Raw genomic sequence first — 25,794 nt, forward strand, 5'->3', positions numbered from 1 at the left:
GGAGGAGGCTGAGGCCGACAATTCGAAATGAGATTTTTTGGATCGTCATTCCGGGGCGGTCCGCAGGACCGAACCCGGAATCTCGAGATTCCGGGTTCGATGCTTCGCATCGCCCCGGAATGACGGCAAGCCGTCATTTCGCCTTCGCACCCTGCCTGGCGCTCCCGTTGCTGCTCTTCGGCTGGCTGTCCCGGATCAGGCGATCGATGTGCATGCGGATATGGGCGGCTTCCGCCGAAGTGTTGGCGAGCGCGATGGCGCGGTCGAAGGCGATGCGGGCTTCGTCATTGCGGCCGAGCTGCATCAGGAAGGCACCGCGCACGCCGTGGAAATGGAAGTAGTTGCCAAGCTTTGGTGCCAGCGGCTCGATCAGGTCGAGCGCGGCTTGCGGCCCGCGCACCTTGGACACCGCGACCGCGCGATTGAGCGTCACCACCGGCGACGGCTGCGCCAGTTCCAGCGCGCCATAGAGCAGGTCGATCTGGGCCCAGTCGGTCTCCTCCGGCGTCGCCGCACGGGCATGCAACGCGGCGATTGCGGCCTTAATCTGGTAGGGCCCGCTGCGGCGATGGCGCATCGCCTTGTCGATCAGCGCCAGCCCTTCCGCGATCATGGCGCCGTTCCACAAGGAGCGATCCTGGTCCTCCAGCAAGATCAGCGAACCGTCGTCAGCAAACCGCGCGGCGCTGCGCGCATGTTGCAACAGCAGCAACGCCGCCAGCCCCATGATCTCCGGCTCGCTCTGGAACAGCCGCAGGAGCAGCCGCGCCAGCCGGATCGCCTCCTCGCAGAGCGGCTTTCTGATCTCGGCGGTGTCGCCGCTCGCCGAATAACCCTCGTTGAAGATCAGGTAGATCATCGCCGCGACGCCCGCGAGCCGCTCGGAGCGTTCGATCGGGCCGGGCGCTTCGAAAGGCGTCCCGGCCTCCGCGACCTTCGCCTTGGCGCGCGTGATGCGCTGCTCCATCGCCGCATCCGAGACCAGGAAAGCGCGCGCGATCTGCTTCACCGTGAGACCGGAGACGATGCGCAAGGCGAGCGCGATCTGCTGCGTCGCCGGCAATTGCGGGTGGCAGCAGATGAACATCAGCCGCAAAATGTCGTCGCGATAATGCGAGCCGTCGAGCCGCTCGGCGAGCGCGCCCTCGGCATCGTCGAGATCGGAGATCGCCTGATCGTCCTCGGGCAGCGGCTGCTGCTTGCGGGCGCGCCGCACCTCGTCGATGGCGACATTGCGGCCGACCATGATCAACCAGGCCGCGGGATCGCGCGGCGGCCCGTTCTGCGGCCAGGTCTTGAGCGCGCGCAGGCAGGCGTTCTGGAAAGCCTCCTCGGCGGTGTCGAGATCGCGGAAATAGCGCAGCAGCGCGCCGACCGCCTGGGGTCGCGCCGAAGTCAGCGCGGTCTCGATCCAGGCGGTATCAGTCTCGCTCACGTCAAATTTCCTCCGGGCCTGAACACGCCGACGGGACGCACCTCATAGGCGCCGCCGGGATTGGCGGCGCCGAGGTCGCGCGCGACGTCGAGCGCATCGTCGAGGTTCTTGCAGTCGACGATGTAGAAGCCGAGCAACTGCTCCTTGGTCTCGGCATAGGGGCCGTCGAGCACCAGCGGCGGGTCCTCTTTACGCAGCGTCGCCGCCGCGGTGGTCGGCAACAGCCGCGCCACCGGACCGAGCCGGCCTTGGCTCGTGAGCTTCTCCTGCACCACGGCGAGCTTCTTCATCACCGCCTCGTCCTGGTCCTTGCTCCAGGAGCCGACGAAGTCCTCGTCATGATAGCAAAGGATCGCATAAAGCATGGGCAGCACCTTCCCTGACCTCTTGTTGTGAAGACGATCCACTATGCCCCGCCCCGACAGGGCTGCGGAAAAAATTTGCAAGAAAAATCCGGCAGATCGTGCCAAGGAGAGCCCTCAAAATCGGAACACGACGAGGCACTTCGAATGACCAAAGGCACACTGGCCGTCCTGATCAACAGCACGCAGCAGAACTGGCTGCCGGAGCGCTGGAAGGCCCGGTTCGATTCGGTCTGCGGCGGCCGCCGCGTGGTGCTGCTGCCGGATACGGCGCTCGATCCGGCCGAGGTGCACTATGCCGCGGTGTGGAAGCCGGTGCCCGGAGACCTCGGCTCGTTCCCCAATCTGCGCGCGATCTTCAATCTCGGTGCCGGCGTCGATGCCCTGATGGCGGACAAGAGCCTGCCCGACGTGCCGCTGGTTCGCGTCGCCGTGCCCGACCTGACCAATCGCATGACCGAATATGTCGTGCTGCACGTGCTGATGCACCACCGCCAGGAGCTGTATTTGCGGCAGTCGCAGCGCGAGAAGCGCTGGGAGCCGAAATATCAGTGGCCGGCGAGCGCCGTCACGGTCGGCGTCATGGGACTGGGCACGCTGGGTGCGGACGCGGCCGACGTGCTGCGGCGGCTCGGCTTCCGCGTCGCCGGCTGGAGCCGCAGCCCGCGCACCATCGAGGGCGCCGAGTGCTTCCATGGCACCGCCGGAATCGATGCGTTCCTGCGCGCGACCGACATCCTGGTCTCGCTGTTGCCGCTGACACCGGACACGCACGGCATCCTCAACCGCGACGTCTTCACAAAGCTCAACCGCAAGAGCCCGCTCGGCGCCCCCGTGCTGATCAATGCCGGCCGCGGCGGCTTGCAGAACGAAGCCGACATCCTGGCCTGTCTCGACGACGGCACGCTGGGCGCCGCCTCGCTCGACGTCTTCGTGCAGGAGCCGCAGCCGAAAGACAGCCGCTTCTGGACCCATCCCAAGGTGCTGCTGACCCCGCACAACGCCGCGGACACCGACGCAGAAGCGATCTCGGCCTATGTCGCCGAGCAGATCGCACGGTTCGAGGCGGGCGGCGCGCTGGAGAACGTGGTGGACCGGACGCGGGGGTATTAGGGCCGCACGCGGCCGCCCCACCCTCGGCGTCGTCCTGGCGAAAGCCAGGAACCCAATACCCCAGGAAGCAGTCGTGGCGCGAAGTGGCAACCACGAATCTTCGTCAAACTACGTCCGGTGGTTATGGGTCCTGGCTTTCGCCAGGACGACATCGGAGTTTTTGGCACGCGCCCACCGTTTCACTCGCCCCCCACAACCACCCCGCTCAGCCGGTATTCCGTTCACCCTCTCTTAGCGAGAAGTTGATAAGCGTTGTTAACCAACGCTCAAAGAACGAGTCGGACATGCGGACGAGCCTCGGCCTCAGGATGCGGATCACGGTTGCGCTGGCGGTGACGGCGGCGGCGACCGCGCTGTTTGCCGTGCTGGGCGCGATGTGGATCATCGCCGGCATCATCGACCGAGCCGACCAGCGCGAACTGCGCAGCCATTACGACGCCCTGCAATCGCGCATCGCCGAGGAATCGCACCGCGCCGCCGCGATGAGCGCCGTGGTGGCCGCGATGCCGGCGACGCAGGAGGCGATGGCGAAGCAGGACCGCGAGGCGCTGGTGCGCCTGTTCGGACCGGTGTTCACTGCGATCAAATCCGACTACGGCGTCGACCAGTTCCAGTTCCACGTGCCGCCGGCGACGTCTTACCTACGCGTGCACCAGCCGGCCAAGTTCGGCGACGACCTCTCCGGCTTCCGCAAGACCGTCGTCGTCGCCAACCAGGACCGCAAGGTCGTGGTCGGGCTCGAAGGCGGCGTGGCCGGGCTCGGCATCCGCGGCGTGGTGCCGATCGCGCAAGGGGCTAAGCATCTCGGCACGGTCGAATTCGGCCTGACCTTCGGCCAGCCTTTCCTCGACGATTTCAAGACCAACCGCCATGTCGACATCGCCTTCCATCTCGCCGACGGTTCGGGCTTCAAGCTGTTCGGGGGCACGCTGAAGGGCAAGAGCTTCTTCGATACGGCCGATTACGGCCGCGCCGCCGAGGGCGGCTTCACGGTGCGACAAGCCAGGCTCGACACCACGCCGGTCGCCGCGCTGCTCGGACCGATCAGGGACTTTTCCGGCAAGCCGCTCGGCGCGGTCGAGCTTGTGATGGACAATGCCGATTACGAGGCTTCCGCCGATCGCGCCTGGCTGCTGGCGATCGGGATCGCCGCGCTCGGGCTCGTGCTCGCGGCGATCGTCGGCTATCTCATCGCCCGCAGCATCTCGCGCCCGATCCTGTCGATCACGAACGTGATGCGCGAGCTCGCGGACGGACGTCTCGATGTCGCCGTGCCCACCAGCAAGGCGAATGACGAGGTGGGCGCGATGGTGAAGGCGGTCGCGGTGTTCCGCGACAATGCGGTGAATTTTGACAAGCTCCAGGCCGAGCAGCTCGAGGCCAAGGCGCAGTCCGAGGCGGAGAAGCGGCGCGCCTTCGCCGCGCTCGCCGACAATTTCGAGGCCAGCATCCGCGAGGTCGTCACCACGGTGTCCGCGGCCGCGGTCGAGATGGAGCACACCGCGCGCTCGATGTCCGCCATCGTCGAACAGTCGCGCGAGCAGACCCGCACGGTGTCGTCGGCCTCGGCGCTGGCCTCCGAGAACGTGCAGACGGTCGCGGCTGCCGCAGAAGAATTGTCCTCGTCGATGACCGAGATCAGCCGGCGGCTCGCGCACGCGACCGAGGTGGTCGGCAAGGCCGCGAGCGACGGACGGCAATCGAATGCGCGCGTGCAGAGCCTGGCGGATGCCGCGCAGAAAATCGGCGACGTGGTCTCCTTCATCAATGGCATTGCGGGCCAGACCAATCTGCTGGCGCTCAATGCGACGATCGAAGCGGCGCGCGCGGGCGAAGCCGGTCGCGGCTTTGCCGTCGTCGCCTCCGAAGTGAAGGCGCTGGCGACCCAGACCGCGAAAGCAACCGAAGAGATCGGCGCGCAGGTCACCGCGGTACAAGGAGAGACCACCGGCGCGGTCGACGGCATCCAGTCGATCTGTGCGACGATCCAGCAGGTCGACGAAATCTCGGCCGCGATTGCCGCCGCCGTCGGGCAACAGGGCACCGCGACGCAGGAGATCGCACAGAACGTCCAGCAGGCCGCCGCCCGCACCGGCGAAGTCTCGCAGAACATCTCCGGCGTCACCGCCGGCATCGCGGCGACCGGAACGGCGGCCGAGGAAGTGCTGGGCTCCGCGATCGAGCTGTCGAAGCAGTCGCAACGGCTGCGCGACGAGGTCGATCGTTTCCTGGCGCATATCCGGGCGGCGTAGCTCACACTACAGATCAGGTGGTCGTCCTGGCGAAAGCCAGGACCCATTACCGCAGGGGCGAGTTGCCGCGCGAAGTTCTAACCCCGAATCTTCGCCAAACGACATTCGGTGGCTATGGGTCCTGGCTTTCGCCAGGACGACACCGGGGAGATAGCTCGCGCCACATACTCACTGTCGTCCCGGCCTAGCTCTTCGCGCCAGCTCCCACCATCACATCGATCGCGCCCTTCACGATTGCTTCCAGATCTTTCCGCGAGACACGCGCGCGCGAGCGGATGGCGATCGAGTGTACCGTCGCTGATGCAAGCTGGGCCAGCACGGCCGGGTCGGCGCTCTCCGGCAGTTCGCCCTTCTCCTTGGCGCGGCGGAAGCAATTCGCAAACGCCTTGTCGAGCTCGGCGAGACCGTCGAGCACCATGGCGCGGATGTCGGGATCACCGACCGCTTCGGACGCCGCCGTCACCACCGTGAAGCAGCCGCGCGGGCCCGTTTCGCCGGACAGATAGATGTTCAGCGCGGAGGCGAAGATGCGCTCCAGCCGCTGGCGCAGCGGCATCTCCTCGCGAAAGATCGCGGCCATGGATGCCCGCGCGTCCTCGCGGTAGCGCTGGTAGCTCTTGATGTAGAGCTCGCGCTTGTCGCCGAAGGCCCCGTAGAGACTCGGCCGGTTCATGCCGGTGGCCTCGCTGAGATCGTCGAGCGAAGTCGCGGCAAAGCCCTGCCTGCGGAACAGGTCGAGCGCCTTGCCGAGCGCGACATCGGGCTCATAGGCCCGCGGACGGCCGCGGCGCTTAGGTTCGCCGCGGCGCTCGGGCTCATTGGCAGCAGTTGGCGGCTTCGATTTTTGTACCATTTCGCAAATTAATCCTTGACCGCCGATATATTATGCAACACAGTACAAAAATCAATCTGGCCAGGTTGAGCGATACCCGAAAGAGGAACTGCCCAAGGAGGCTACAGATGGATCTCTATTTCTCGCCGCTCGCCTGCTCGATGGCGACCCGCGTCGCGCTGTACGAAGCCGGCGCCGAGGCGAATTACCTCGAAGTCGATCCGCCGACCAAGAGGGTGCTGAAGGACGGCACCGATTTCCGCACCGTCAACCCGATCGGCCTCGTGCCGACGCTGCGCACCGACGAGGGCGTGGTGCTGACCGAGAACGCGGCGATCCTGCAATATGTCGCGGACCGCTTCCCGCAATCCTGCCTCGGCGCGAGCGCGGGCATCGAGCGTACGCGGCTGCACCAATGGCTCTGCTTCATCGGCACCGAACTGCACAAGGGCCTCTTCATCCCCGTGCTCGACCGCAAGGCGCCGCAGGAGACGAAGGCCTACGCGCTTGAGAAGAACTTGTCGCGGCTCGACTATCTCGACAACTACCTTGAGGGACGCGACTTCCTGCTCGACCATTTCAGCGTGGCCGACGCCTATCTCGTCACGGTCATCAACTGGACTATGGCGACGCCGCCGATCGAGCTCGCCAAATGGCCGAACGTGAAGGCGTATTACGAACGCCTGCGCCAGCGGCCGTCGGTGGCGAAGGCGATCGCCGAGGAGTTCGAGCTGTACAAGGCCGAGCAGGCGCGGAAGAAGGCGGCGGCGTAAGCTTCGTGAATCAAGGCGCCGTCCCGGCTATGTCGCCGGGGCGGCGCAAATCTATCCGTACAGCACCCGCGGCAGGATCGTGACGATCCCGGGCCACAGCGTCAGCAGCAGCACGAAGCCGACCATGATCATGAGATACGGCATCGTGACGCGCGCGATGTAGCCGAGGCCGTCTTCGGTCAGGCCCTGGATCACGAACAGGTTGAAGCCGACCGGCGGGGTGATCTGCGCCATCTCGACGGCGAGCACCAGGAAGATGCCGAACCAGATCTCGTCGAAACCTGCGCCCTTCACGATCGGCAGCACGATCGGCAGCGTCATCACGATCATCGAGAAGCCGTCGAGGAAGCAGCCGAGGATCAGGTAGAAGATGATCAGCACCACGATCAGCATGAAGGGCGACAGGCCGAGCCCCTTGACGAAGGCGGCGACCGCCTGAGGAATGCCGAGGAAGGCTGCGGCATTGCCGAGGATCGAGGCGCCGAGCACGATCAGCGCGATCATCGAGCAGGTCACGACCGAGCCGATCAGCACGTCGCGCATCACCTGCTGCGACATCGAGCCTTGCGCCCAGGCCACCAGCCCCGCTCCGAGCACCCCGACGGCGGCGGCCTCCGAGGGCGTGGCGAGCCCGCCATACATCGAGCCGAGCACGCAGGCGATCAGGAACAGCGCCGGCGCGAGATCCTTGAGCGCCGCAAAACGCTCGCCCCACGGCACCTGCGAGAGCTTTGCCTCCGTCTCCGGCACCATCGAGGGCTTGAGCGTCGTGTGCAGCATCACCCAGCCCATGAAGGTGGCCGCCAGCAGCAGGCCGGGCAGCACGCCGGCCGTAAAGAGCTTGAGAATGGAGACGTCGCCGAGCACGCCGTAGATGATCATGATGTTGGACGGCGGGATCAGGAAGCCGAGCGTGCCGGCGCCTGCGAGCGAGCCGATCGCGATGTCGCGCGAATAGCCGCGGCGCAAGAGCTCGTTGAGCGACATGCGGCCGATCACCTGCGTGGTCGCCGCGGACGAGCCGGAGATCGCCGCGAAGATGGTGCAGCCGATCACGTTCACATGCAGCAGCCGGCCCGGCAGCAGACCGGCCCAGGGCGCAAGTCCCTGGAACAGCGAGCGCGACAGGCGGGTGCGGAACAACAATTCGCCCATCAGGATGAACAGCGGCAGCGCCAGCAGCTCCTGCGTGGTCAGAATGTTCCAGGCGTATTGCGGCAGCAGCTTGTCGAGCGGAATCGAGCGGAACATCGCCAGCAGCAGCGTGGCGGTGAGCGCGAGCGTGAGACCGATCCAGACACCGCCTGCCAGCAGCGCGAACAGGATCCCAAACAGGGCGACGACTTCGATGGTCATGCGATCTTGAATCCGGGTGCGGGCAAAACGATCATTCGACGGGCGAGGCCTTCATGCGGTGATCCTCGAGCGGCAGGCCGAGGATGGCCTGGATCGCGCGCGCCAGGAACTGGAGCGTAAGCAGCAGCATGCCGAAGGTGACGACGGCTTCCGGAAACCACAGCGGCGTGTCGCTCGAGGTCGAGACCTGGCCGCGCACATAGGCGCCGTAGGCGAACTTCGCCATCGCGGAGGTCAGGAACGCCATGAAGGCGAAGCCGGCGGCGGCCGAGAGAATTTCGATCGCACGTTGAAATGGTGCGGGGACGTTCTTCAGCAGCAGCACCACGCGGATGTGGCCGCCGACGCGCAGGGTCATGGCGGCGCCGAAGGTGAAGGACGCCGCCATCAGATAGGAGGAATATTCCCACGCGATCGAGATGGTCGGCGGGAAGAACGGCAGAAAGTTCGAGAGGAAGCGGGTTGCGACCTCGCACAGCATCAACAGCGTCAGCGTCAGCAGACAACCGCCGCCGATCCAGCCGTCGAGCCGGCCGAGACGGTCGATGCCGTCGAGCAGGATGCGCAGCGGCGCGGGCGCCGCTGCATTGAGGCTTTGCGGTGCTGCGGGCGAAACGCTGACCATGGCTTGGCTCAGCGCTTCATTTCAGCGAGATAGGCCCGCACCGGCTTGTCGGCCGCCGGCACACGCTTGAGGAAGGCGTCGAGCTGCGGCGCGGTCTTGGCCCGGATGTCCGTCATCATCGCCTCCGAGACCGGGATCACCTCCATGCCGCCTTCCTTGAGGCGGTTGAGACTGTCGACGTCGGCCTTGAGCGAGTTCGCCCAGAAACCCGGCTCCATCTTCGCGGCGGTATCCGCGACGAGCTTCTGCTGATCCGCGCTGAGCGCCTTCCACGAGTCGAGATTGACCGTGAGCATCTGCGACGACCAGACGTGGTTGGTCGGGTAGATGTACTTCAGAAACTCCCAGAACTTGCCGTCGACGCCCGACACCGCCGAGGTGGAGACGCCCGAGACCGCCCCCGACGCCAGCGCGGGGATCGTCTCGCCCCAGGGGATCATCACCGGCGCCATGCCGACCACCGCCAGCATGTCGACGGCGTTCTTGTCGGGCACGCGGATCTTGATGTTCTTCAGGCCCTCGAGGTCGGCGACCTTGACCTTGAGATGCAGGTACTGCGTCGGCCACGGCACGATGTAGAGGATCTTCTGGTTATTACGCGCGGCGACCTTCTCGTATTCGGGCCGCACATATTTGTGCAGCACCTTGAGCTCGTCCATCGAGCTGCACAGGAAGGGGATGCTCTCGACGCCCATGAAGGGCTCATCGCCGACCTGCTGGATGTTGAGAACGTCGGCGAGCGGCACGAGGCCATCGCGCACGGCGCGCAAGTGCTCGGGGCCCTTGAAGCCGAGCTGGCCGCCGGCCTTCACGGTAATCGCGACCGAGCCGCCGGTCTGCTTCTTCACCTCCTCGGCGAACGCCATCGCATTCTGGGTGTGGAAATTGCCGTCGGGCCAGACCGTCGACATGTCCCAGCTTGTCGTCGCGGCCCGCGCGCGGGTCGAGATGTGGCCGGCGGCGAGCAGCGTCGCTGCGCCCGCAGTGAAGTTCCGTCGCGTGATCATTGAGCCCCTCCGTTCACGACGCCTGACGCGTCACCGCGTGTACCCATAAACCGCAACCGCGTTGTCCGCAGACACGAGGCCGCTTTCGATGTCGTCGTTGACGGCCGCGCGCGGCCGCTCAGCCGGATCGCCGATGCCGGCGCCGCCGGGCGTCAGCACCACCAGCCGATCGTCCGGCGGCACCTGCTGAAAGCCCTTGCCACGCAGCTTCTTGCCGGATTTCAGGCCGACATAGCCGGCCTCGCCGTTCCGGCCGCCGTCGCGGCCGCGCGGCGGATGATCGATACGGTCGAACGCCGCCAGAATGTCGAACGGCGCGTCGACGCCGCTGCCGACCTCGATGATCTGGCCGAGGCCGCCGCGGGTGCGCCCTGCTCCGCCGGAATCCGGGCGCAGCTCCTTGCGCCAGAAGATCAGCGGCGTCTGTGTTTCCGCGATCTCGACCGGCGTGCCGCGCACGCCGCTGGGATAGGCGGTGGCCGACAGGCCGTCCTTGCCGAAGCGCGCACCAGTGCCGCCATTGCTGGTGACCGCCATCGAGAACCCGTAATTGCCGCCGACGCCCGAACGAGTCTGTCCGCGCACATTGAGATTCCACAGGCACGAGGTGCCTTCCGCTGGCACGCGCTCGGGAATGATCTGGCGCAGGCAGCCGAACACGACGTCGGGCAGCATCTGGCCGATGATGTGGCGCGAGGCGACCGGCGCAGGCTTCGGCGCATTGAGGATCGCGCCAGGGGGAGCCGACACCGTCAGCGGCGAGAGCGAGCCGGCATTGTTCGGAATCTGCGAAGCGACGACGCAGCCGAGGCCGAACACGGTGTAGGCCGTGGTGTAGGACAGAGGCACATTGATGCCGAACTTCGAGGCGGCCGAGGTGCCGTCGAAATCGACGTGAATGCCCGCGTCCGAGATCGTCAGCGTTGCGGCCAGCGTCACCGGCGCGTCATAGCCGTCGACGACCATGGTGTTGCGCCAGCTTCCCTTCGGCAGCTTGGCGATCTCGGCCAGCACGGCCTCGCGCGAGCGGTCGCAGATGTAGTCGCCGAGCTCGTCCAGCGTATCGATGCCGAACTCGGTCATCATCTCGACCAGGCGCTCGCAGCCGACGTCGTTGCAGCCCGCGAGCGAATACGTATCGCCTTCGGTGTCGATCGGCAGCCGCGTGTTGGTGCGGATCATCGCCATCAGCGTCTCGTTGACGACGCCCTGGTCGATCAACTTCAGCATGGGGATGTAGAGCCCCTCCATGAACACGTCGGTGGCGTCAGGGCCGAAGCCGATGCCGCCGATGTCCATGAGATGGCTGGTGCAGGAGAACAGCGCGACCGGCTTGCCGTCCTTGAAGCAGGGCGTGGTGACGACGAAGTCGTTGAGGTGGCCGGTGCCCATCCAGGGATCGTTGGTGATGTAGGCGTCGCCCTCCTTCATCGTCTCGATCGGGAAGCGGTCGATGAAGTGCTTGACCGATTCCGCCATCGAGTTGACGTGACCGGGCGTGCCGGTGACCGCCTGCGCCAACATCCGCCCCTTGAGGTCGAACACGCCGGCGGAGAGATCGCCGCATTCGCGCACGATCGGGCTGAACGCGGTGCGGAGCAGCACCTGCGCCTGCTCCTCGACCACGGCGATCAGCCGGTGCCACATGATCTGAAGGTCGATCAGGCTCGCGCCATTTGCCTTGCTCATGATCAGGCCGCCTTCCGTTCCATGACGATGCTGCCGGCACCGTCGATATGGGCATCAAAACTGTTGGAGACGAAGGTCGAGGTCTCGTCCTCCGCGATCACCGCGGGGCCGGCAATCGTCGCCCCCGGCGCCATGTCCTCACGGCGATAGAGCGGGATCTCGATCACCTCTCCGGCCCGGCCATCGAAGAATTTCCGGCTGCCGGACGCCTTGCCTGCGGGCTTGCGCGCGACGGAAGCGACGACGGACGGATTGCGCGCATCGGTGGTCGCGAGCACCGACCAGCTCAGGACCTCGATCGCAGCGCCCGGAATAGACCGCTCGAACATGGAGGAATAATCCGCCTCGAACTTCTGGCGCAGGCCGGCGAGATCGGCTGAATTCAGCGGCCGGTTCGGCAGCTCGACGCTGATCTCGTGGCCCTGGCCGACATAACGCATGAAGGCCGCGCGGCGTTCGCGCACCGGTTCACCGGCAGCACCAGGCTCGACCAGCGCACGCGCCTCGGTCGCCATCTCCTGCAAGAGGTCGGAGACCGCCTTGGTGTCGAAATCGTCGAGCCGGACGTGACGGCTGCGCACCAGTTCGTAAGCGATGGGCGCCGCCAAAAATCCGACCGCGGAGCCGACGCCGGCATTCGACGGCACGATCACCCGGGAGACGCCGATCTTCTCGGCGACACGCGCCGCATGCAGCGGTGCGGCACCGCCGAAGGCGATCAGCGTATGCTGGCCGACCACGGCGCCACGCTCGACCGCGTGTACGCGTGCCGCACTCGCCATGTTCTCGCAGACGACCTCATGCACGGCATAGGCCGCGGTTTCCGCCGACAGGCCCAGCGGCTCGCCGACGCTGCGGAGCAGCGCCTGCTTCGAGAGTTCGGGGTCGAGCTTGATCGTGCCACCCGCGAAGGCGTCGGGATCGATCATGCCAAGGGCGACGTCCGCATCGGTTACGGCCGGACGCTGGCCGCCGCGGCCGTAGCAGGCGGGCCCAGGCTCCGACGACGCGCTCTCGGGGCCGACGGTGACGCGCTTCATCGCGTCGACATGGGCGATCGAACCGCCACCGGCGCCGATCTCGACCATCTCGATCACGGGGATGCGAACCGGCAGGCCGGAGCCTTTCAGGAAGCGCGCAGCGCGATCGACCTCGAACACGCGCGAGGTCTCGGGCTGGTATTTCTCGATCAGGCAGATCTTGGCCGTGGTGCCGCCCATGTCGAAGGAGAGCACCTTGCTCTCGCCGAGACGCGCAGCGATCTGCGCCGCGAAGATCGCGCCGCCGGCGGGACCGGATTCGACGAGGCGCACCGGAAAGCGCCGCGCCGTCTCGATCGAGGTGACGCCGCCGCCGGACGTGACGAGATAGATGGCGCCGCGGAACTGCTCGACCTGCAGGGCATCAGCCATGCGGGCGAGATAGCCGTCGATCAGCGGTTGCACATAGGCGTTCGCGACCGCGGTGGACGTGCGCTCATATTCGCGGATCTCCGGACACACGGCCGATGACACCGTCACGGAAACGCCGGGCATCTCCTCGCTTAGGATCGCGGCTGCGCGGCGCTCATGCTCGGGATTGGCGTAGGAGTGCAGGAAGGCGATTGCGACGCTCTCGACCTTCAATTCACGCAATTTTAGCGCGAGTGCGCGCACCGACGCTTCGTCGAGCGGGAGGCGGATGGCGCCGTGCGCGTCGATGCGCTCGGGCACAGTGAAGCGCAGACTGCGCGGCGCCAGCGGCCTCGGCTTGTCGATGGTGAGGTCGTATTGGTCGTAGCGGCTCTCGGTGCCGATATCGAGCACGTCGCGAAAGCCGTCGGTCGCGATCAGCGCCGTCTTGGCGCCGCGGCGCTCGATGATGGCGTTGGTCGCGAGTGTGGTGCCGTGAATGAAGACGTCGATGTCGCTGATATGGGCGCGCGCATCGGCGAGAATGAGACGCATCCCGTCCAGCACCGCCTGTTCGGGCCGCTGCGGCGTCGTCAGCACCTTGCGCGTCTTGCGCACCTCGCCCATGTCCAGAACGATGTCGGTGAACGTGCCACCGATATCGACGGCAAGCCGCACCTCGGCTCCCTCATGCATTCCAAAATTCTCCGGCTGATCGTCAAGACTGGGGACAAAAACGCAGCAATTTCCGTGCCATCAGGCATGCCGGCAACGCCGCGCCCGGCTATTCTGCTTGGCACCCATGCAATAGGCAAGGCGTGTTCGCCCCGCACGCGATCAGAGCAGGAATGCAAGCGCCGCTTCGCAGCGCTCCTCGACCTTGAGCGTCAGGAGATCGTCGGCGCGGGTACGCCCGAGATTGACCGCGGCGATCGGGATCTGCCGCTGCGCGGCAGCCTGCACGAAGCGGAAACCGGAATAGACCATCAGCGAGGAGCCGACGATCAGCATCGCGTCAGCCTGCGACAGATGGTCCTGCGCGGTGGCGACGACGTCGCGCGGCACGTTCTCGCCGAAGAACACGACGTCGGGCTTGAGGATGCCGCCGCAGGCTTCGCAGGCGGGCACCTTGAACGACGAAAAATCCGCGTGCTCCAGATCGGCATCGCCATCAGGCGCATCCGAGGCATCGAGCGCGAGCCATTCTGCGTTGGCGCGGCCAAGCGTATCCTGGAATTCGCTCCGCGGCGTCTTCGCCCCGCAGCCCATGCAGCGGACCAGATCGAGCCGACCATGCAGGTCGATCACCTGCCTGTGGCCGGCGGATTGATGCAGCCGGTCGACATTCTGGGTCAGCAGCATCCCGCACCGCCCGTTCGCCTCGAGCCGGGCCAGCGCATGGTGCGCATCGTTCGGCCTCGCCTGACCGAACCGCCGCCAGCCGATCAGGCTGCGTGCCCAATAGCGCCGGCGCGTGTGCTCCTCCGATATGAAGGCCTGGAAATTGACCGGCTGGGTCCGCTTCCAGTTGCCATGGCTGTCGCGATAATCGGGAATGCCCGAATTGGTGCTGCAGCCGGCGCCGGTCAGCACGAACAGACGTTGGTGCCGGGCGACGAAATCCTGGAGCGATTGGTTTGCCAGCGGAGCATTTGACATGGCGCAGATGTAGTCCGCGCCGCGACATTTTGCCAGATCACTCCCGGACCGGCGGATCGAAGCCGGCGACGGCTTGATCCGCGCCGGAGAAATGCCGGCGGCGAATGCTCGCGCACCCGTTTGTTCTGCCCCGAACACATCACCCGTCAGATCTTGCTGGGATCGGTGTCATGCCTGTGCTTGTGAAGAAACCGGGCTATCTGCCCACGGAGCGCCGCCGTGTCCAACAATGTTCCGACCGATCCGGCGGTGTCGAAGATCTCCCGCTGAAGCGTCGTCGGCAGGGAATTCCATTGCATGATGACGGCCGCGCCGAGACACCGCAAGACACGCTCTTCCTCCGCCGCCAGGGCTGCGCCGCGCAGTCGCTCCGTCCCCCCGGCGTTCACTGCATCCACGTATTGGTCCGCGAGGACCTGCTCGTTGTCCGCGCGCGATGCAAGGCTGTCCTGCAGTTTCTCGAATTTGCGGGTATCATCCTTGCCGGGCGAACTCCTGGCCAGTTCGCCGTACGCGGCCGCTCTTGCACGATACTGTAGAAATTTGAACATGCCGCCTCCTTTCGTTGAAAGTCTCGGCGTATTTCAGCCTGCCGGCTAGGCCGGCATCGGGACACTCAGAGAAGCCAATGGAGCGTCGAACGTGTACGCGAAGCCCCTCTCCGCGTAGGTCAATTGCACGTCGCCCTGGAGTTCGCGACCCAGCGTCTCGATCAATCGCGTTCCGAAGCTGCGCTTTGCGCGTGACTGGATCACCGGACCATTCTTCTCGATCCAGGTCAGGCGCAAGCGTTGCGTCTGCGGATCGATCGTCCAGTGGAGATCGACGCACCCCTTTGGAGCGGAAAAGGCTCCATACTTCGTGGCGTTCGTGCAAAGCTCATTGAGCGTCATCGCGACCGCGACCACGGCACCCGAATTGATCCGGAGATCGGGCCCCGAAATCGAGAACTTCGATTCAGCAGGATCGTCGAAAGCTTCGACGGCGCTGCGGACGACCGCCCCGAGGTCGGCGCTCGACCAGCTCGCCCGCACGAGAAGATCGTGCGCCCGGCCAAGCGCAAGCAGCCGCCCCGCGATGGCCTGCTGTGCGTGCGCCAAGCCTTGCTCGCCGCGCAAGCTCTGGGAGACAATGGCGGAGACGGTCGCGAGCGTGTTCTTGATGCGGTGGTGCAGCTCTTCAAGGATCAGCTTTTGCAGCTTCTCGGACGTCTCTCGCTCCCTGGCGTCGATGCCCGCCCTGGCAAGCAGGCCCCTCGTGTTGATCTCGGCCTGGGCAAGGAGAAGCCGCAGGCTGACATTCTCTGCCGCCAGAGCATCCTCATGCGATTCTCCGCCGCCGAGGTGCTGGCCCGTGCGGAGATCGATCTCGAGCATTGGCGACTGTGTCACGAGGGTTGCTGCCGGACCTGGTTTCAGTGGAACGTTCCGTCACGAAGGCGGGATTTCAGCGGCGTCGTGATCTTGCTTGGGCGCCTTCGCTGGCGAGAAATAGGCGTGGATTTCAGCGGCATTTCCAAGAATTGCTGCCCTGCGCATTGCCGCCATGCGCTTGTCTCCCGACGGCATCTCGCGAGCTCGACGGAGGGCGTCGATCGCCCTCGCGTTCAGCTCGCAACCCAACGACGGCTGAATTGAATCCGATGAGGTACTTGCCTGATCCGACGGCGAAGGCGCGCCGAAGCCGACTACCATTGAATCAACATCGAAACGGCGATCACAAGCACGAAGAAGATGGGCAGCAAGACCGGAGGTACGAGCCACTCGCGAAGGATGAATCCGGGGGAAACCGACATATTGACCGCCTCTTGGTCGCGGCGGGAGCGCAATGCTCTCAGTCACCGATAACGGCCGAGGGGCGAGCGGTGATCGACGGGATATAGTCACCTTTCGCCGAATAGCGAGGCTTGCGACGAACTATTTGTCGCGAGCAGCATCGAACCGGGTTGTATCCCTGTCGCCAGATCATCATTTGAAAGAGGCGCAACCGGTTCGCTCTTGTCAGGTCTCGACGAAACGTCCGTGTACCTGACGTACGCAAGCCGAGCGTCGGCCACCTAGCGTGCCCCCGGCTCAAACGGCGTGAAGGCGCACGGCACCTGCAACCTGATCGGCCCGAACCATGATTGATTTCCCAAATCACAGTCGCTCATATGACCAGACACGGCGTGCCGTGCGGTTCTGGGGACACGACAGCGCCATCGAGGCCTCGTTCTTCATCGATGAAGGCGCGTTGATGCGGATTCAACCGGGCGTCCATGCGACCGAATCGGGACTCCTGAACGCGTTCGATTGCAATCGCGACTTGATATGTGCCACCGCGGCCAGGAAGTATGTGCGCGGCAGCAGAGGCTCCTACGACCTGCTCGCAGGAGATTTCTGAAGCGATCGGCACGAGGGTGAAGAGTTCGTGGCTTCGTCCGTGAGCCTACGTGTCTAGCTTGCCCAGTTCTCGCGAAACTCGGGGAACATGGTCAGGCCCCCGCAGGCATAGATCGTCTGCCCGGTGATGTAGCTCGCATCGTCTGAAGCAAGGAAGGCGAACACGGCGGCGATCTCTTCCGGCGTGCCGACGCGGCCGAGCGGAATATGGCTGGTGACGACGCCGCGCTTTTCCGGGTCGCCCGTCCAGGCCGCGTTGATCGGCGTGTCGATCGCGCCCGGACCTACCGCATTGACACGGATGCCGTGCCTCGCGAATTCGAGCGCCAGCGTGCGCGTGAGGTTGGCCAGGCCGCCCTTGCTGATCGAATAAGCGAGATAGCCGGGCTTCGGAATGATCTGGTGGACGCTGGAGCAATTGATGATGCTGCCGCCTCCGCCGCGCGCGACGAAATGCGCCAGCGCCTTCTGCGCGCAGAGCACGGCACCGTTGAGATTGACGTCGATGATGCGGCGATAGGTTTCGACGTCGAGCGCATCGCTCGGCGATTCCCGCTGGAAGCCGGCATTGTTGACGAGACAGTCGAGGCGCTTCCAGCGCGCCAGGATGGTCTCGAACATCGCGGCGATGTCCTGCTCGCTGCCGATGTCAGCCTGGACGATGACATGATCGAGCCTGCCGTGGCCGCGGTCGCCCGATGCCGTCCGCGCGAGCGCGAGCGTCTCTTCGGCCTTCCCAGGGTGATCGAAATAGTTGATGGCGACGGTCGCGCCTTCCTGGGCGAGCCGGACGGCAACGGCACGGCCGATGCCTTGCGAGGCGCCGGTCACCAGCGCGTATTGGCCAACGAGGCGCGTGGGAAAGGGGATCGAGCGGTCGGTCTGTGGCATGAGCTTTCTCCGGAGTGCCTCATCATCGACGGAAACGACGTTTTGTTCCATCACACCAGCGCAGCCCTGGGATTCATTCCGCGTGTTGCGCGAGGGAAGAGGTGAGGATCTGATAGAGGATGATGGCGCCGAAAGTCGCGGTTCCGATCCCGCCGATCGTGAACGCGCCGAATTTGAGCGTGAGGTCGCCCGCGCCCGCGGTCAGCGCCACGGCGACGGTAATCAGGTTCGCGGGATTGGCGAAGTCGACCTTGTTCTCGACCCAGATCCGCCCGGCCATCGCCGCGATCAATCCGAACAGCACGATGGAGAGGCCGCCGATGACGGGACCCGGGATCGACAGGATCAGCGCGCCGAATTTCGGCGAGAAGCCGAGCAGGATCGACACCGTGGCCGCCAAGGCAAACAGCAGCGTCGAATAGACCTTCGTCGCCGCCATGACGCCGATGTTCTCGGCATAGGTGGTGACGCCGGTGCCTCCGCCGCAGGCTGCGACGATCGTGGCCAGGCTGTCGGCGAACAGGGCGCGGCCGAGATAGGCATCGAGGCTGCGGCCTGTCATGGCACCGACGGCCTTGATGTGCCCGAGGTTCTCGGCGACGAGGATGACCGCAACCGGCGCGATCAGGAAGATCGCATCGGCCTGGAAGGTCGGAGTGGTGAATTTCGGCAGGCCGAGCCACGACGCGGCCGAGAGCTGTGCGAAGTCGATCGGCTTGCCGAAGCCGAGGCCGTTCGCGAACAGAAAATACAAGAGATATCCGCCGATCGCCCCGAGGATGATCGGCAGGCGGCGCCACAGGCCTGGAGCTGCAACGGCGACCACGCCGATGATGAGAACGGTCGCAAGCCCGATCCAGGTGTCGAACGCATTGGCGCTCACCGCCTTGACCGCGACCGGCGCGAGGTTGAGACCGATTGCGGCGACCACGGCGCCGGTGACGGCCGGCGGCATCAGGCGCTCGACCCAGCCGACGCCCGACCACATCACGATCAGCGCAATCGCGCCGTAGAGCACCCCGGCTCCGACGATGCCGCCGAGCGCAACGGAGATGTTCGGGTTCGGCCCCTGCCCGGCATAGCCCGTGGCGGCGAGGGCAACGGCGATGAAGGCGAAGCTCGATCCGAGATAGCTCGGCACGCGTCCGGCGACGATGACGAAGAAGATCAACGTGCCGACGCCGGAGAACAGGACCGCAACATTGGGATCGAACCCCATCAGCAGCGGCGCGATGATCGTCGAGCCCGACATCGCCACGCAATGCTGCAGACCGGAGACGATGGTCTGGCCCCATGACAGCCGCTCCTCCGGCATGATCACGCCCGAGGTCTTGAGTTTCCAGCGCGGAAAATAGCCCTGCGTCTGCTCGTCCGAGCCTGTCGTGGTTGTCATGCTCCCCCCGTTGCGGTGCAGCGATTGATCTTCGTGCGATCCGACAAAAATGTGATTGTCGCTTCTGCGGCGGCCATCACATGATGCGAGTCATGCAAGATTCAAATCTTGCAAAATCAATGCGTTCCGGGCTCATCATATGACACAGATCGCGATCCAGCCAGCCATCCGTCGCCGGCATCAGCCCTGGTACAAGATCCTCTACATCCAGGTGCTGATCGCGATCGTGCTCGGAGTGCTCATCGGCTATTTCTATCCCGATTTCGGCAAGGAGCTGAAGCCGCTCGGCGACGGCTTCATCGCGCTGATCAAGATGATGATCGCGCCGGTGATCTTCTGCACCGTGGTGCACGGCATCTCCTCGATGGGCGATCTCAAGCGTGTCGGCCGGGTCGGGCTGAAGTCGCTGATCTATTTCGAATCGGTCTCGACCGTCGCGCTCGCGGTCGGCCTTTTGGTCGGCGAGGTGCTCCAGCCCGGACACGGCTTCAACATCGATCCCGCCACGATCGACCCGAAATCGGTCGCGACCTACGTCACCAAGGCCAAGGAGGAAGGCATCGTCGCCCATCTGATGGCGATCATCCCCGACAGCTATGTGGGCGCCATCGCACGAGGCGATTTACTCCAGGTGCTGCTGATCTCGATCCTCTCGGGCTTCGCCATCGCCTTCCTCGGCAAGGCCGGCGAGCCGATCGCGGATGCGATCGACAAGGCCGCGAAGATGTTCTTCGGCATCATCCGCATCATCGTGCGCGTCGCTCCCGTTGGCGCCTTCGGCGCGATGGCGTTCACCGTCGGCGCCTACGGCCTCGGCTCGCTGCTCAACCTCGCCGCGCTGATCGGCACGTTCTACCTCACCAGCATGCTGTTCGTGCTGATCGTGCTGGGCGCGATCGCCCGGCTCGCCGGCTTTTCGATCCTGCGCTTCATCGCCTACATCAAGGACGAGCTGCTGATCGTGCTCGGCACGTCGTCGTCGGAGACCGTGCTGCCGCAGATGATCCAAAAGATGGAGCATCTCGGCGCCTCCCGCTCGGTGGTCGGCCTCGTCATCCCGACCGGCTACAGCTTCAACCTCGACGGCACCAACATCTACATGACGCTGGCAACGCTGTTTCTGGCGCAGGCGACCAACACGCATCTGACGATCTGGCAGGAGCTCGGCATCCTCGGCATCGCCATGATCACCTCGAAGGGCGCCTCGGGCGTGACCGGCGCCGGCTTCATCACGCTCGCCGCGACGCTCTCGATCGTGCCAGACATCCCGATCCAGTCGATCGCGATCCTGGTCGGCATCGACAAGTTCATGAGCGAGTGCCGCGCGCTGACCAATCTGATCGGCAACGGCGTCGCCTGCGTCGTCATCAGCATCTCCGAGGGCGAGCTCGACCGCGACGCGCTGCACGAGACCATGGCCCATCCGCTGGAGATCGGCGAGGCGCTGGAACCGGGCGGCGGCGCGTAAAGCGACACGGATCGACGGCAGGAGCAAACCGGTTCCGACGCGGTAGTTTCCCGGAGTGGATAATTGGTGAGATACGCGTCACAACAATGGCGTTGGGATTACCGATTGATAGTCAATCTTTCCGCCCGACGCGCTGGGGGCAGGGCGTCGGGCTTTTGAAAATCTCCGCGATATCCGGACGGCGAGGCGGGATCAGAGGATCCGGCCATCGGCGCCAGGCACCTCGGCGGCCAAATCGAGCCGCCGCGTAATCCTTATCGCCTGCAAGAATGCCTCGTCATGACTGACGACAAGCAACGCGCCATCATAGGCCCGCAAGCCCGCTTCGACGGCTTCGATGGACGCGATATCCAGATGGTTGGTCGGCTCGTCCAGGATCAGCAGTGAGGGCGGCGTCGCCCCGCCGAACACGCAAGCAAGACCGGCACGAAGCAGCTGTCCGCCGCTCAGGCTCCCGGCGATCTGCAAGGCAGCGTCGGCGCGAAACATGAAGCGCGCAAGGGCGGCATGGCACGCATTCATGCCCGCCTCTGGATTGAGGCGCCTGAAATTGTCCAGGATCGAGATCGCGGGATCGAGCAGGCTGACCGTCTGGTCGAACAGCGCGAACTCGGGCTTGACCCTCACCGTGCCCACGAGGGGGCACATCTCGCCGGCAATGAGCTTCAGTAGCGTCGTCTTGCCTGAACCATTTGGCCCGACCACCGCCACACGCTCCGGCCCGACGATCGTGAACGACAGATCCCGCAGGATCGCGCGCTCCGGACGATAGCCGGCGCTGACCCGATCGAGCCAAACCACCTCCCTCCCCGCCGGCAGGTTTGTCGACGGCAATCTCACGGACAACGGCTGGAGAATCTCGACGCGGCGGCGCGCCGTGTCGACGGCCTCGAGCGCTTCTGCGCGCCGCCGCTCGGCAACTTGCGCCGTCCTTCCGCCGGTATCCTCGCTGCGATCCTTGCGCGCGCCGGCCAGGATGCGCGGCATGTCGCCCTTGGCACGCTTCTTCCTGCCGCCGCTGTCCTTGCGCGCCTTCCTCTCCATGGACTCCTGCGCCTTGCCGTCGATCTCGGACAGCCGCTTCTCGGCATAAGCAAGGTCGTGCCTGACGGCAGCGAGCTCGACGGCCTTCTGCTCGCGGTACCTGCTCCAATTGCCGCCGTATCGCGTTGCTCCGAGCGACGTCAACTCGACGATCGCGTCCATGGTTTCGAGCAGGCCCCGATCGTGGCTGACGACGATCGCGCCGCCGCGCCAGGCGGCGAGGAGATCGATCACGGCCTTGCGCCCGTCCCGGTCGAGGTTGTTGGTGGGCTCATCCAGCAGCAGGAAGTCGGGCTCGGCGAACACCAGCGCGGCAAGACGAACCCGCGTCGTCTGGCCACCGGACAGGCAGGACAGCTCCGTATCGGGAGCAAGATCGAACCCGACGCGCGCCAGCGCGGTTTCGAGCCGCGCTTCGAGAGTCCAGTCGATCGCAGCGATGTCGTCGGCGGAGGCATCGCCCCGCGCCGCACGGCCAAGCAGCTTCAGCGCTTCCCGCACGCCGAACAGATCGGCCACGGTCGCACCCGCAAGCAGTTGAACGTCCTGGCGCAGCAGGCCGACGGTTCCGTTGGTCACAATGCGCCCCGACTGCGGAACATGTTCCCGGCAAATCGACGCCAGCAGCGTGGATTTCCCGACGCCGTTGCGGCCGACGAGACCGGTTCGCTCGGCCGCGAATGTCAGATCGATATTGGATAAAAGAGAACGGCCGTCAGGCGTGGACAGCGACAGGTTCGACAGGATGATGGAAGCAGGCATGAAATTCCCCGTGAGCAAGGCGGATCGGCGTTGCGGTCGGGGTGAAATCCATGGCTGCGAAGTTCCTGATTGAGATGCCTCTACCTAGTCCGGCAGAGGCGCAAGATCAAGCCAAGGGGACGTCAGCGCGTCACGCGCTGCCGTCCTCCGTCGAAGAATGCCGTCAGCCCTTGAGGGCGGTGACCACGACTTCGATCAACGCACTGCCGCCGAGATCGGCGACGCCGACGGTGGCGCGGGTCGGCAGATTGTCGCCGAAGAACTCGGTCCAGGCCGCGTCCATCTCTTTCTTCTTGGAAAGATCCGTGACGAAGATCGAGGCGCTGACGACGCGGCTCTTGTCGGTGCCGGCCTCTTTCAGATAGCCGGCGATCTTGCCGAGAATATTGCGGGTCTGATCGCCCATGGAAACCGACGTGTCGTCGGCGATGGTGCCGCCGAGGAAGACGAAGCCGTTGGCCTCGACGGCGCGGTGCATGATGGGCGTGCGGATGCTGCGGGTGATGCTCATGATGTCCTCTTGTTGCTAGAGCGTGGAAGGGTGGAAACGGTCGATGCCGAGATCACTGACGCGGGTCTGGGTGCCGCCATTGACGATCAGTTCCGCCATCACAGCGCCCGCGCCGGGACCGAGCTGGAAGCCGTGCAGCGAGAAGCCGAACTGGTGATAGAGACCCTTGTGCCGCGAACTCGGCCCGAACACGGGGATGTCGTCCTTCATCTTGGCTTCGATGCCGGCCCAGGCACGCACGATCGTCGCGCTGCGCATCACCGGAAACAGCTCGAACACGGTGCGCGCGCTGATCGCGAGGCTCTTCCAGTCCAGCACCGTTTCGTTGCGATCCTGATAGGGCGTCGCGAGATGCCCGCCGCCGATCAGCACGGTGCCGTTCGAGAACTGCTTGAAGGAGAGCTTGCGGCCACGCAGGATCACGACGGGATCGATGAAGTGCGGCACGCGCGAGGTGATCATCAGCATCGGGGCCACGGTCTCGACCGGCACCGGCTCGCCGAGCGCGGCGGCGATCTTTCCAGCCCAGGCGCCGGCTGCGTTGACCAGCACCGGCGCGGCATAGGTGTCGGAGCCGACATCGACATACCAGAGGCCGTCGCTGTAGCGGATGTTGCTGGCCGCCACGCCCTCGCGCACGGTCGCGCCGAGCTGTTCGGCCTTGCGCCGGAACGCGGTCGTCGTTTGCGCAGGATTGGCCGCGCCGTCACGGCGCGAGACCACGCCACCGGGACAGGTCTCGGCCACCGCAGGCACCAGCCGCCGCAGCTCAGTGGCGTCGATCAGCTCTTCATGGGTGAAGCCGAGCGCGTTGAGCTCGGCGACGCGCGTGCGGCAGACCGCAAGCTCGTCCTCGTTTTCCGCGACCAGCACCTGGCCGTGGCTCTCGAAGCTGCAATCGTCGTCGAGGAGGTCGCTGATCTTCTCCCAGATACCCATCGAGCGGATCGAGAGCGGAATCTCCGGGATGTGCCGCGCAAGCTGGCGCACGCCGCCGGCATTGACGCCGGAAGCATGTCGGCCCGCATAATCCTTCTCGATCAGCACCGGCTTCAGGCCGGCGAGGCACAGATGCAGCGTGGTCGAGCATCCGTGGATGCCGCCGCCAATGACGATCGCATCCACGTTTCCAGTCATCCGCGCACCACGGCCTTGACGTCGTCCTCGGTCTTGGGAACGGCGGCAAGCTCGGCGAGCGTGATCGGCTTCACTGGCGCACGCAGCCGGTAATAGCCGATCTCCTGCGGGCTCTTGGCCCGGGCCTGCGCCATCAGCTCGGTGACGGTGAGGCCGCAGAGCCGGCCCTGGCACGGGCCCATGCCGGTGCGGCGATAGGCCTTGAGCTGGTTCGGCCCGGTCGCGCCGATCGCGACGGAATCGAGAACATCCTTCGCGGTCACCTCCTCGCAGCGGCAGACGATGGTATCGCCCGAGGGAATGCGGAACTGCGGCGCCGGGCGGAACAGCGTGTCGAGGAAAGCGCGGCCGCGCTCGGCCTTGGCGAGAGCGGCGCGGAGCGTTGCCATCGATGCGAGCTTCGCGGCAGCCGCGGGTGCCAACGCTTCCACCGCCGCGCGCGCTGCGATGCGGCCGCGGACCACGGCGGCGTTGGCACCGCCGATGCCGGCGCCGTCGCCGGCGATCGCGATGCCGGCGACCGACGATGAGCCGTTCGCATCGAGCACCGGCGACCAGCACAATTGCAGTTCGTCCCAGCGATGCTCGACACCGGCCGCCATCGCCAGATTGACGTTGGGTACGACGCCCTGATGCAGCAGCAGAAGATCGACCGGAAGCGTCTCGCGCTTGCCCCCGGCGACATAGCTCACATTGGCAAGCTGGCCGTCACCCGACGCGGTGAGCTCCGTGACGCCGGAGACGACCTGCACCTTCGCCTTCACCTCGCGCATCATCGACAGGCCCTTGGCGAAATAGGGCGAAGTCAGGAAGGCGAAGGCATGCGGGAGCGCCGCGAAATAATTGCCGCGCTCGGTGGTGTCGAGGATGCGGTCGATGCGGCCGCCCAGCCGCAAAATCTGCGCGGCGAGCAGCCAGAGCAGCGGCCCCTGCCCCGCGATCACGGTGCGGCCATCCGGCACCAGCGCCGATGATTTCAGCATGGTCTGCGCAGCGCCCGCGGTCATCACGCCTGGCAGCGTCCAGCCCGGAATCGGGAACGGCCGCTCCAGCGCGCCGGTCGCCAGGATCACGCGCTTTGCCTTGACGAAGGCCGAAGCACCGCCGACGGAGACGGCGATGTCGAGATTGCGGTCGAGGCTCCAGACCGTCGCACGCTGAATCACTTCCGCATTGCTCGCGCGCAGTGACTGCACGAGATCGGCTCCGACCCAATAATCGGCGCCGAGCTGGTTGCGGTCGGTCACGGGTGTCGAGGAGATCGCACGAAATACCTGACCGCCGGGGCCGATATTCTCGTCGAGCAGCAGCGTCGACAGGCCGGCCTCGGCCGATGTCGCGGCAGCGGCGAGGCCGGCGGGCCCGGCGCCAATCACCACGACGTCGTAATCTTCGCGCTTGGGAGCCACAGTCATCTTCCGATCTCCCGCTTGCCCTTCTGGATCTCGATCTGCATGCCCTCGGCAACGGGCACGATGCAGCCCTGCCGGTTGCCGACCCCGTCGATGGTGACGAGGCAGTCGAAGCACACGCCCATCATGCAGTAAGGCAGACGCGGCGCGCCGCTCACCGCGGTGGAACGCCGTGCATCCTGGCCGGAGGCCAATAGCGCGGCGGAGACGGTGTCGCCCTGGCGCGCCGCGACGGCAACGCCATCGACGAAGATCTGCACTTGCGGGCGTTTGTCCTGTTCGGATCGTCTAAACATGGGAT

Annotated in this window: 23 protein-coding genes; 5 read left to right on the forward strand and 18 right to left on the reverse strand. The window is 65.4% G+C overall.

Annotated features, from left to right (window positions below):
- Positions 1-133: 133 nt before the first annotated feature.
- Both ACE10W_RS33400 and ACE10W_RS33405 read right to left on the reverse strand, forming a co-directional pair.
- Complete coding sequence (locus tag ACE10W_RS33400) at positions 134-1,435, reverse strand: RNA polymerase sigma factor (protein WP_375762441.1); 1,302 nt, start codon at positions 1,433-1,435, stop codon at positions 134-136.
- The gene (locus tag ACE10W_RS33405; RefSeq protein ID WP_011089906.1) at positions 1,432-1,800 is read right to left on the reverse strand and encodes a YciI family protein; all 369 of its coding nucleotides are present in this window, start codon (positions 1,798-1,800) and stop codon (positions 1,432-1,434) included. Before ACE10W_RS33405 ends, ACE10W_RS33400 begins: the two co-directional genes overlap by 4 nt.
- 144 nt (positions 1,801-1,944) lie before the next feature.
- Here ACE10W_RS33405 and ACE10W_RS33410 point away from each other — a divergent pair, with 144 nt between their 5' ends.
- The gene (locus tag ACE10W_RS33410; protein ID WP_304548254.1) at positions 1,945-2,910 is read left to right on the forward strand and encodes a glyoxylate/hydroxypyruvate reductase A; all 966 of its coding nucleotides are present in this window, start codon (positions 1,945-1,947) and stop codon (positions 2,908-2,910) included.
- Between the two features lie 284 nt (positions 2,911-3,194).
- Entirely contained in the window at positions 3,195-5,162 is a 1,968-nt protein-coding gene (locus ACE10W_RS33415) for a methyl-accepting chemotaxis protein (RefSeq protein WP_304548255.1), read from the forward strand.
- 184 nt (positions 5,163-5,346) lie between these two features.
- Here the strand turns inward: ACE10W_RS33415 and ACE10W_RS33420 are convergent, their stop codons facing one another.
- Positions 5,347-6,015: a TetR/AcrR family transcriptional regulator gene (locus ACE10W_RS33420; RefSeq protein ID WP_271552351.1), complete on the reverse strand. Its 669-nt coding sequence runs from the start codon at positions 6,013-6,015 to the stop codon at positions 5,347-5,349.
- Positions 6,016-6,122: 107 nt separating this feature from the next.
- On the opposite strand from ACE10W_RS33420, the gene ACE10W_RS33425 reads away from it, so the two are divergent.
- Positions 6,123-6,767 (forward strand): glutathione binding-like protein, encoded by a 645-nt coding sequence (locus ACE10W_RS33425; protein WP_271552349.1) that lies wholly within the window; start codon positions 6,123-6,125, stop codon positions 6,765-6,767.
- A gap of 51 nt (positions 6,768-6,818) precedes the next feature.
- Here the strand turns inward: ACE10W_RS33425 and ACE10W_RS33430 are convergent, their stop codons facing one another.
- From ACE10W_RS33430 to ACE10W_RS33465, 8 genes are all read right to left on the reverse strand, one after another.
- A complete protein-coding gene (locus ACE10W_RS33430; RefSeq protein WP_011089911.1) occupies positions 6,819-8,123 on the reverse strand; it encodes a TRAP transporter large permease in 1,305 nt (434 codons plus the stop codon).
- A gap of 31 nt (positions 8,124-8,154) precedes the next feature.
- Positions 8,155-8,748, reverse strand: a complete 594-nt coding sequence (locus ACE10W_RS33435) for a TRAP transporter small permease subunit (protein ID WP_028172992.1) — start codon at positions 8,746-8,748, stop codon at positions 8,155-8,157.
- 8 nt (positions 8,749-8,756) lie between these two features.
- The gene (locus ACE10W_RS33440) at positions 8,757-9,755 is read right to left on the reverse strand and encodes a TRAP transporter substrate-binding protein (RefSeq protein ID WP_271552346.1); all 999 of its coding nucleotides are present in this window, start codon (positions 9,753-9,755) and stop codon (positions 8,757-8,759) included.
- 30 nt (positions 9,756-9,785) lie between these two features.
- A complete protein-coding gene (locus ACE10W_RS33445) occupies positions 9,786-11,444 on the reverse strand; it encodes a hydantoinase B/oxoprolinase family protein (RefSeq protein WP_271552344.1) in 1,659 nt (552 codons plus the stop codon).
- A 2-nt stretch (positions 11,445-11,446) separates the two neighbouring features.
- Entirely contained in the window at positions 11,447-13,531 is a 2,085-nt protein-coding gene (locus ACE10W_RS33450; protein WP_304548256.1) for a hydantoinase/oxoprolinase family protein, read from the reverse strand.
- Positions 13,532-13,672: 141 nt separating this feature from the next.
- Positions 13,673-14,494, reverse strand: a complete 822-nt coding sequence (locus ACE10W_RS33455) for an NAD-dependent protein deacetylase (RefSeq protein ID WP_304548257.1) — start codon at positions 14,492-14,494, stop codon at positions 13,673-13,675.
- A 146-nt stretch (positions 14,495-14,640) separates the two neighbouring features.
- On the reverse strand, positions 14,641-15,045 hold the full coding sequence (locus ACE10W_RS33460) for a hypothetical protein (protein WP_011089917.1): 405 nt from the start codon (positions 15,043-15,045) through the stop codon (positions 14,641-14,643).
- 45 nt (positions 15,046-15,090) lie between these two features.
- A complete protein-coding gene (locus tag ACE10W_RS33465; RefSeq protein WP_060910231.1) occupies positions 15,091-15,870 on the reverse strand; it encodes a sensor histidine kinase in 780 nt (259 codons plus the stop codon).
- A 745-nt stretch (positions 15,871-16,615) separates the two neighbouring features.
- On the opposite strand from ACE10W_RS33465, the gene ACE10W_RS33470 reads away from it, so the two are divergent.
- Entirely contained in the window at positions 16,616-16,876 is a 261-nt protein-coding gene (locus tag ACE10W_RS33470) for a DUF1488 domain-containing protein (RefSeq protein WP_011089919.1), read from the forward strand.
- A gap of 53 nt (positions 16,877-16,929) precedes the next feature.
- On the opposite strand, the gene ACE10W_RS33475 is transcribed toward ACE10W_RS33470, so the two are convergent.
- Positions 16,930-17,766, reverse strand: coding sequence for an SDR family oxidoreductase (locus ACE10W_RS33475; protein WP_011089920.1), 837 nt, complete (start codon positions 17,764-17,766; stop codon positions 16,930-16,932).
- Between the two features lie 73 nt (positions 17,767-17,839).
- Complete coding sequence (locus ACE10W_RS33480) at positions 17,840-19,159, reverse strand: solute carrier family 23 protein (RefSeq protein WP_304548258.1); 1,320 nt, start codon at positions 19,157-19,159, stop codon at positions 17,840-17,842.
- Between the two features lie 139 nt (positions 19,160-19,298).
- Here ACE10W_RS33480 and ACE10W_RS33485 point away from each other — a divergent pair, with 139 nt between their 5' ends.
- On the forward strand, positions 19,299-20,627 hold the full coding sequence (locus ACE10W_RS33485; protein WP_271552339.1) for a dicarboxylate/amino acid:cation symporter: 1,329 nt from the start codon (positions 19,299-19,301) through the stop codon (positions 20,625-20,627).
- A 192-nt stretch (positions 20,628-20,819) separates the two neighbouring features.
- On the opposite strand, the gene ACE10W_RS33490 is transcribed toward ACE10W_RS33485, so the two are convergent.
- The 5 genes from ACE10W_RS33490 to ACE10W_RS33510 form a co-directional block, all read right to left on the reverse strand.
- Entirely contained in the window at positions 20,820-22,433 is a 1,614-nt protein-coding gene (locus ACE10W_RS33490) for an ABC-F family ATP-binding cassette domain-containing protein (protein ID WP_304548260.1), read from the reverse strand.
- 163 nt (positions 22,434-22,596) lie between these two features.
- Positions 22,597-22,944, reverse strand: a complete 348-nt coding sequence (locus tag ACE10W_RS33495; RefSeq protein WP_027545617.1) for a RidA family protein — start codon at positions 22,942-22,944, stop codon at positions 22,597-22,599.
- Between the two features lie 15 nt (positions 22,945-22,959).
- The gene (locus tag ACE10W_RS33500; RefSeq protein WP_304548261.1) at positions 22,960-24,081 is read right to left on the reverse strand and encodes an FAD-binding oxidoreductase; all 1,122 of its coding nucleotides are present in this window, start codon (positions 24,079-24,081) and stop codon (positions 22,960-22,962) included.
- Positions 24,078-25,496, reverse strand: coding sequence for an NAD(P)/FAD-dependent oxidoreductase (locus ACE10W_RS33505; RefSeq protein ID WP_304548262.1), 1,419 nt, complete (start codon positions 25,494-25,496; stop codon positions 24,078-24,080). The genes ACE10W_RS33500 and ACE10W_RS33505 overlap by 4 nt, the downstream gene beginning before the upstream one ends.
- Positions 25,493-25,789 (reverse strand): (2Fe-2S)-binding protein, encoded by a 297-nt coding sequence (locus tag ACE10W_RS33510; protein ID WP_011089927.1) that lies wholly within the window; start codon positions 25,787-25,789, stop codon positions 25,493-25,495. Before ACE10W_RS33510 ends, ACE10W_RS33505 begins: the two co-directional genes overlap by 4 nt.
- Positions 25,790-25,794 lie beyond the last annotated feature (5 nt).

The sequence above is a fragment of the Bradyrhizobium sp. B025 genome (genome assembly GCF_042257955.1).
In the GTDB taxonomy this organism is placed as follows: domain Bacteria; phylum Pseudomonadota; class Alphaproteobacteria; order Rhizobiales; family Xanthobacteraceae; genus Bradyrhizobium; species Bradyrhizobium diazoefficiens.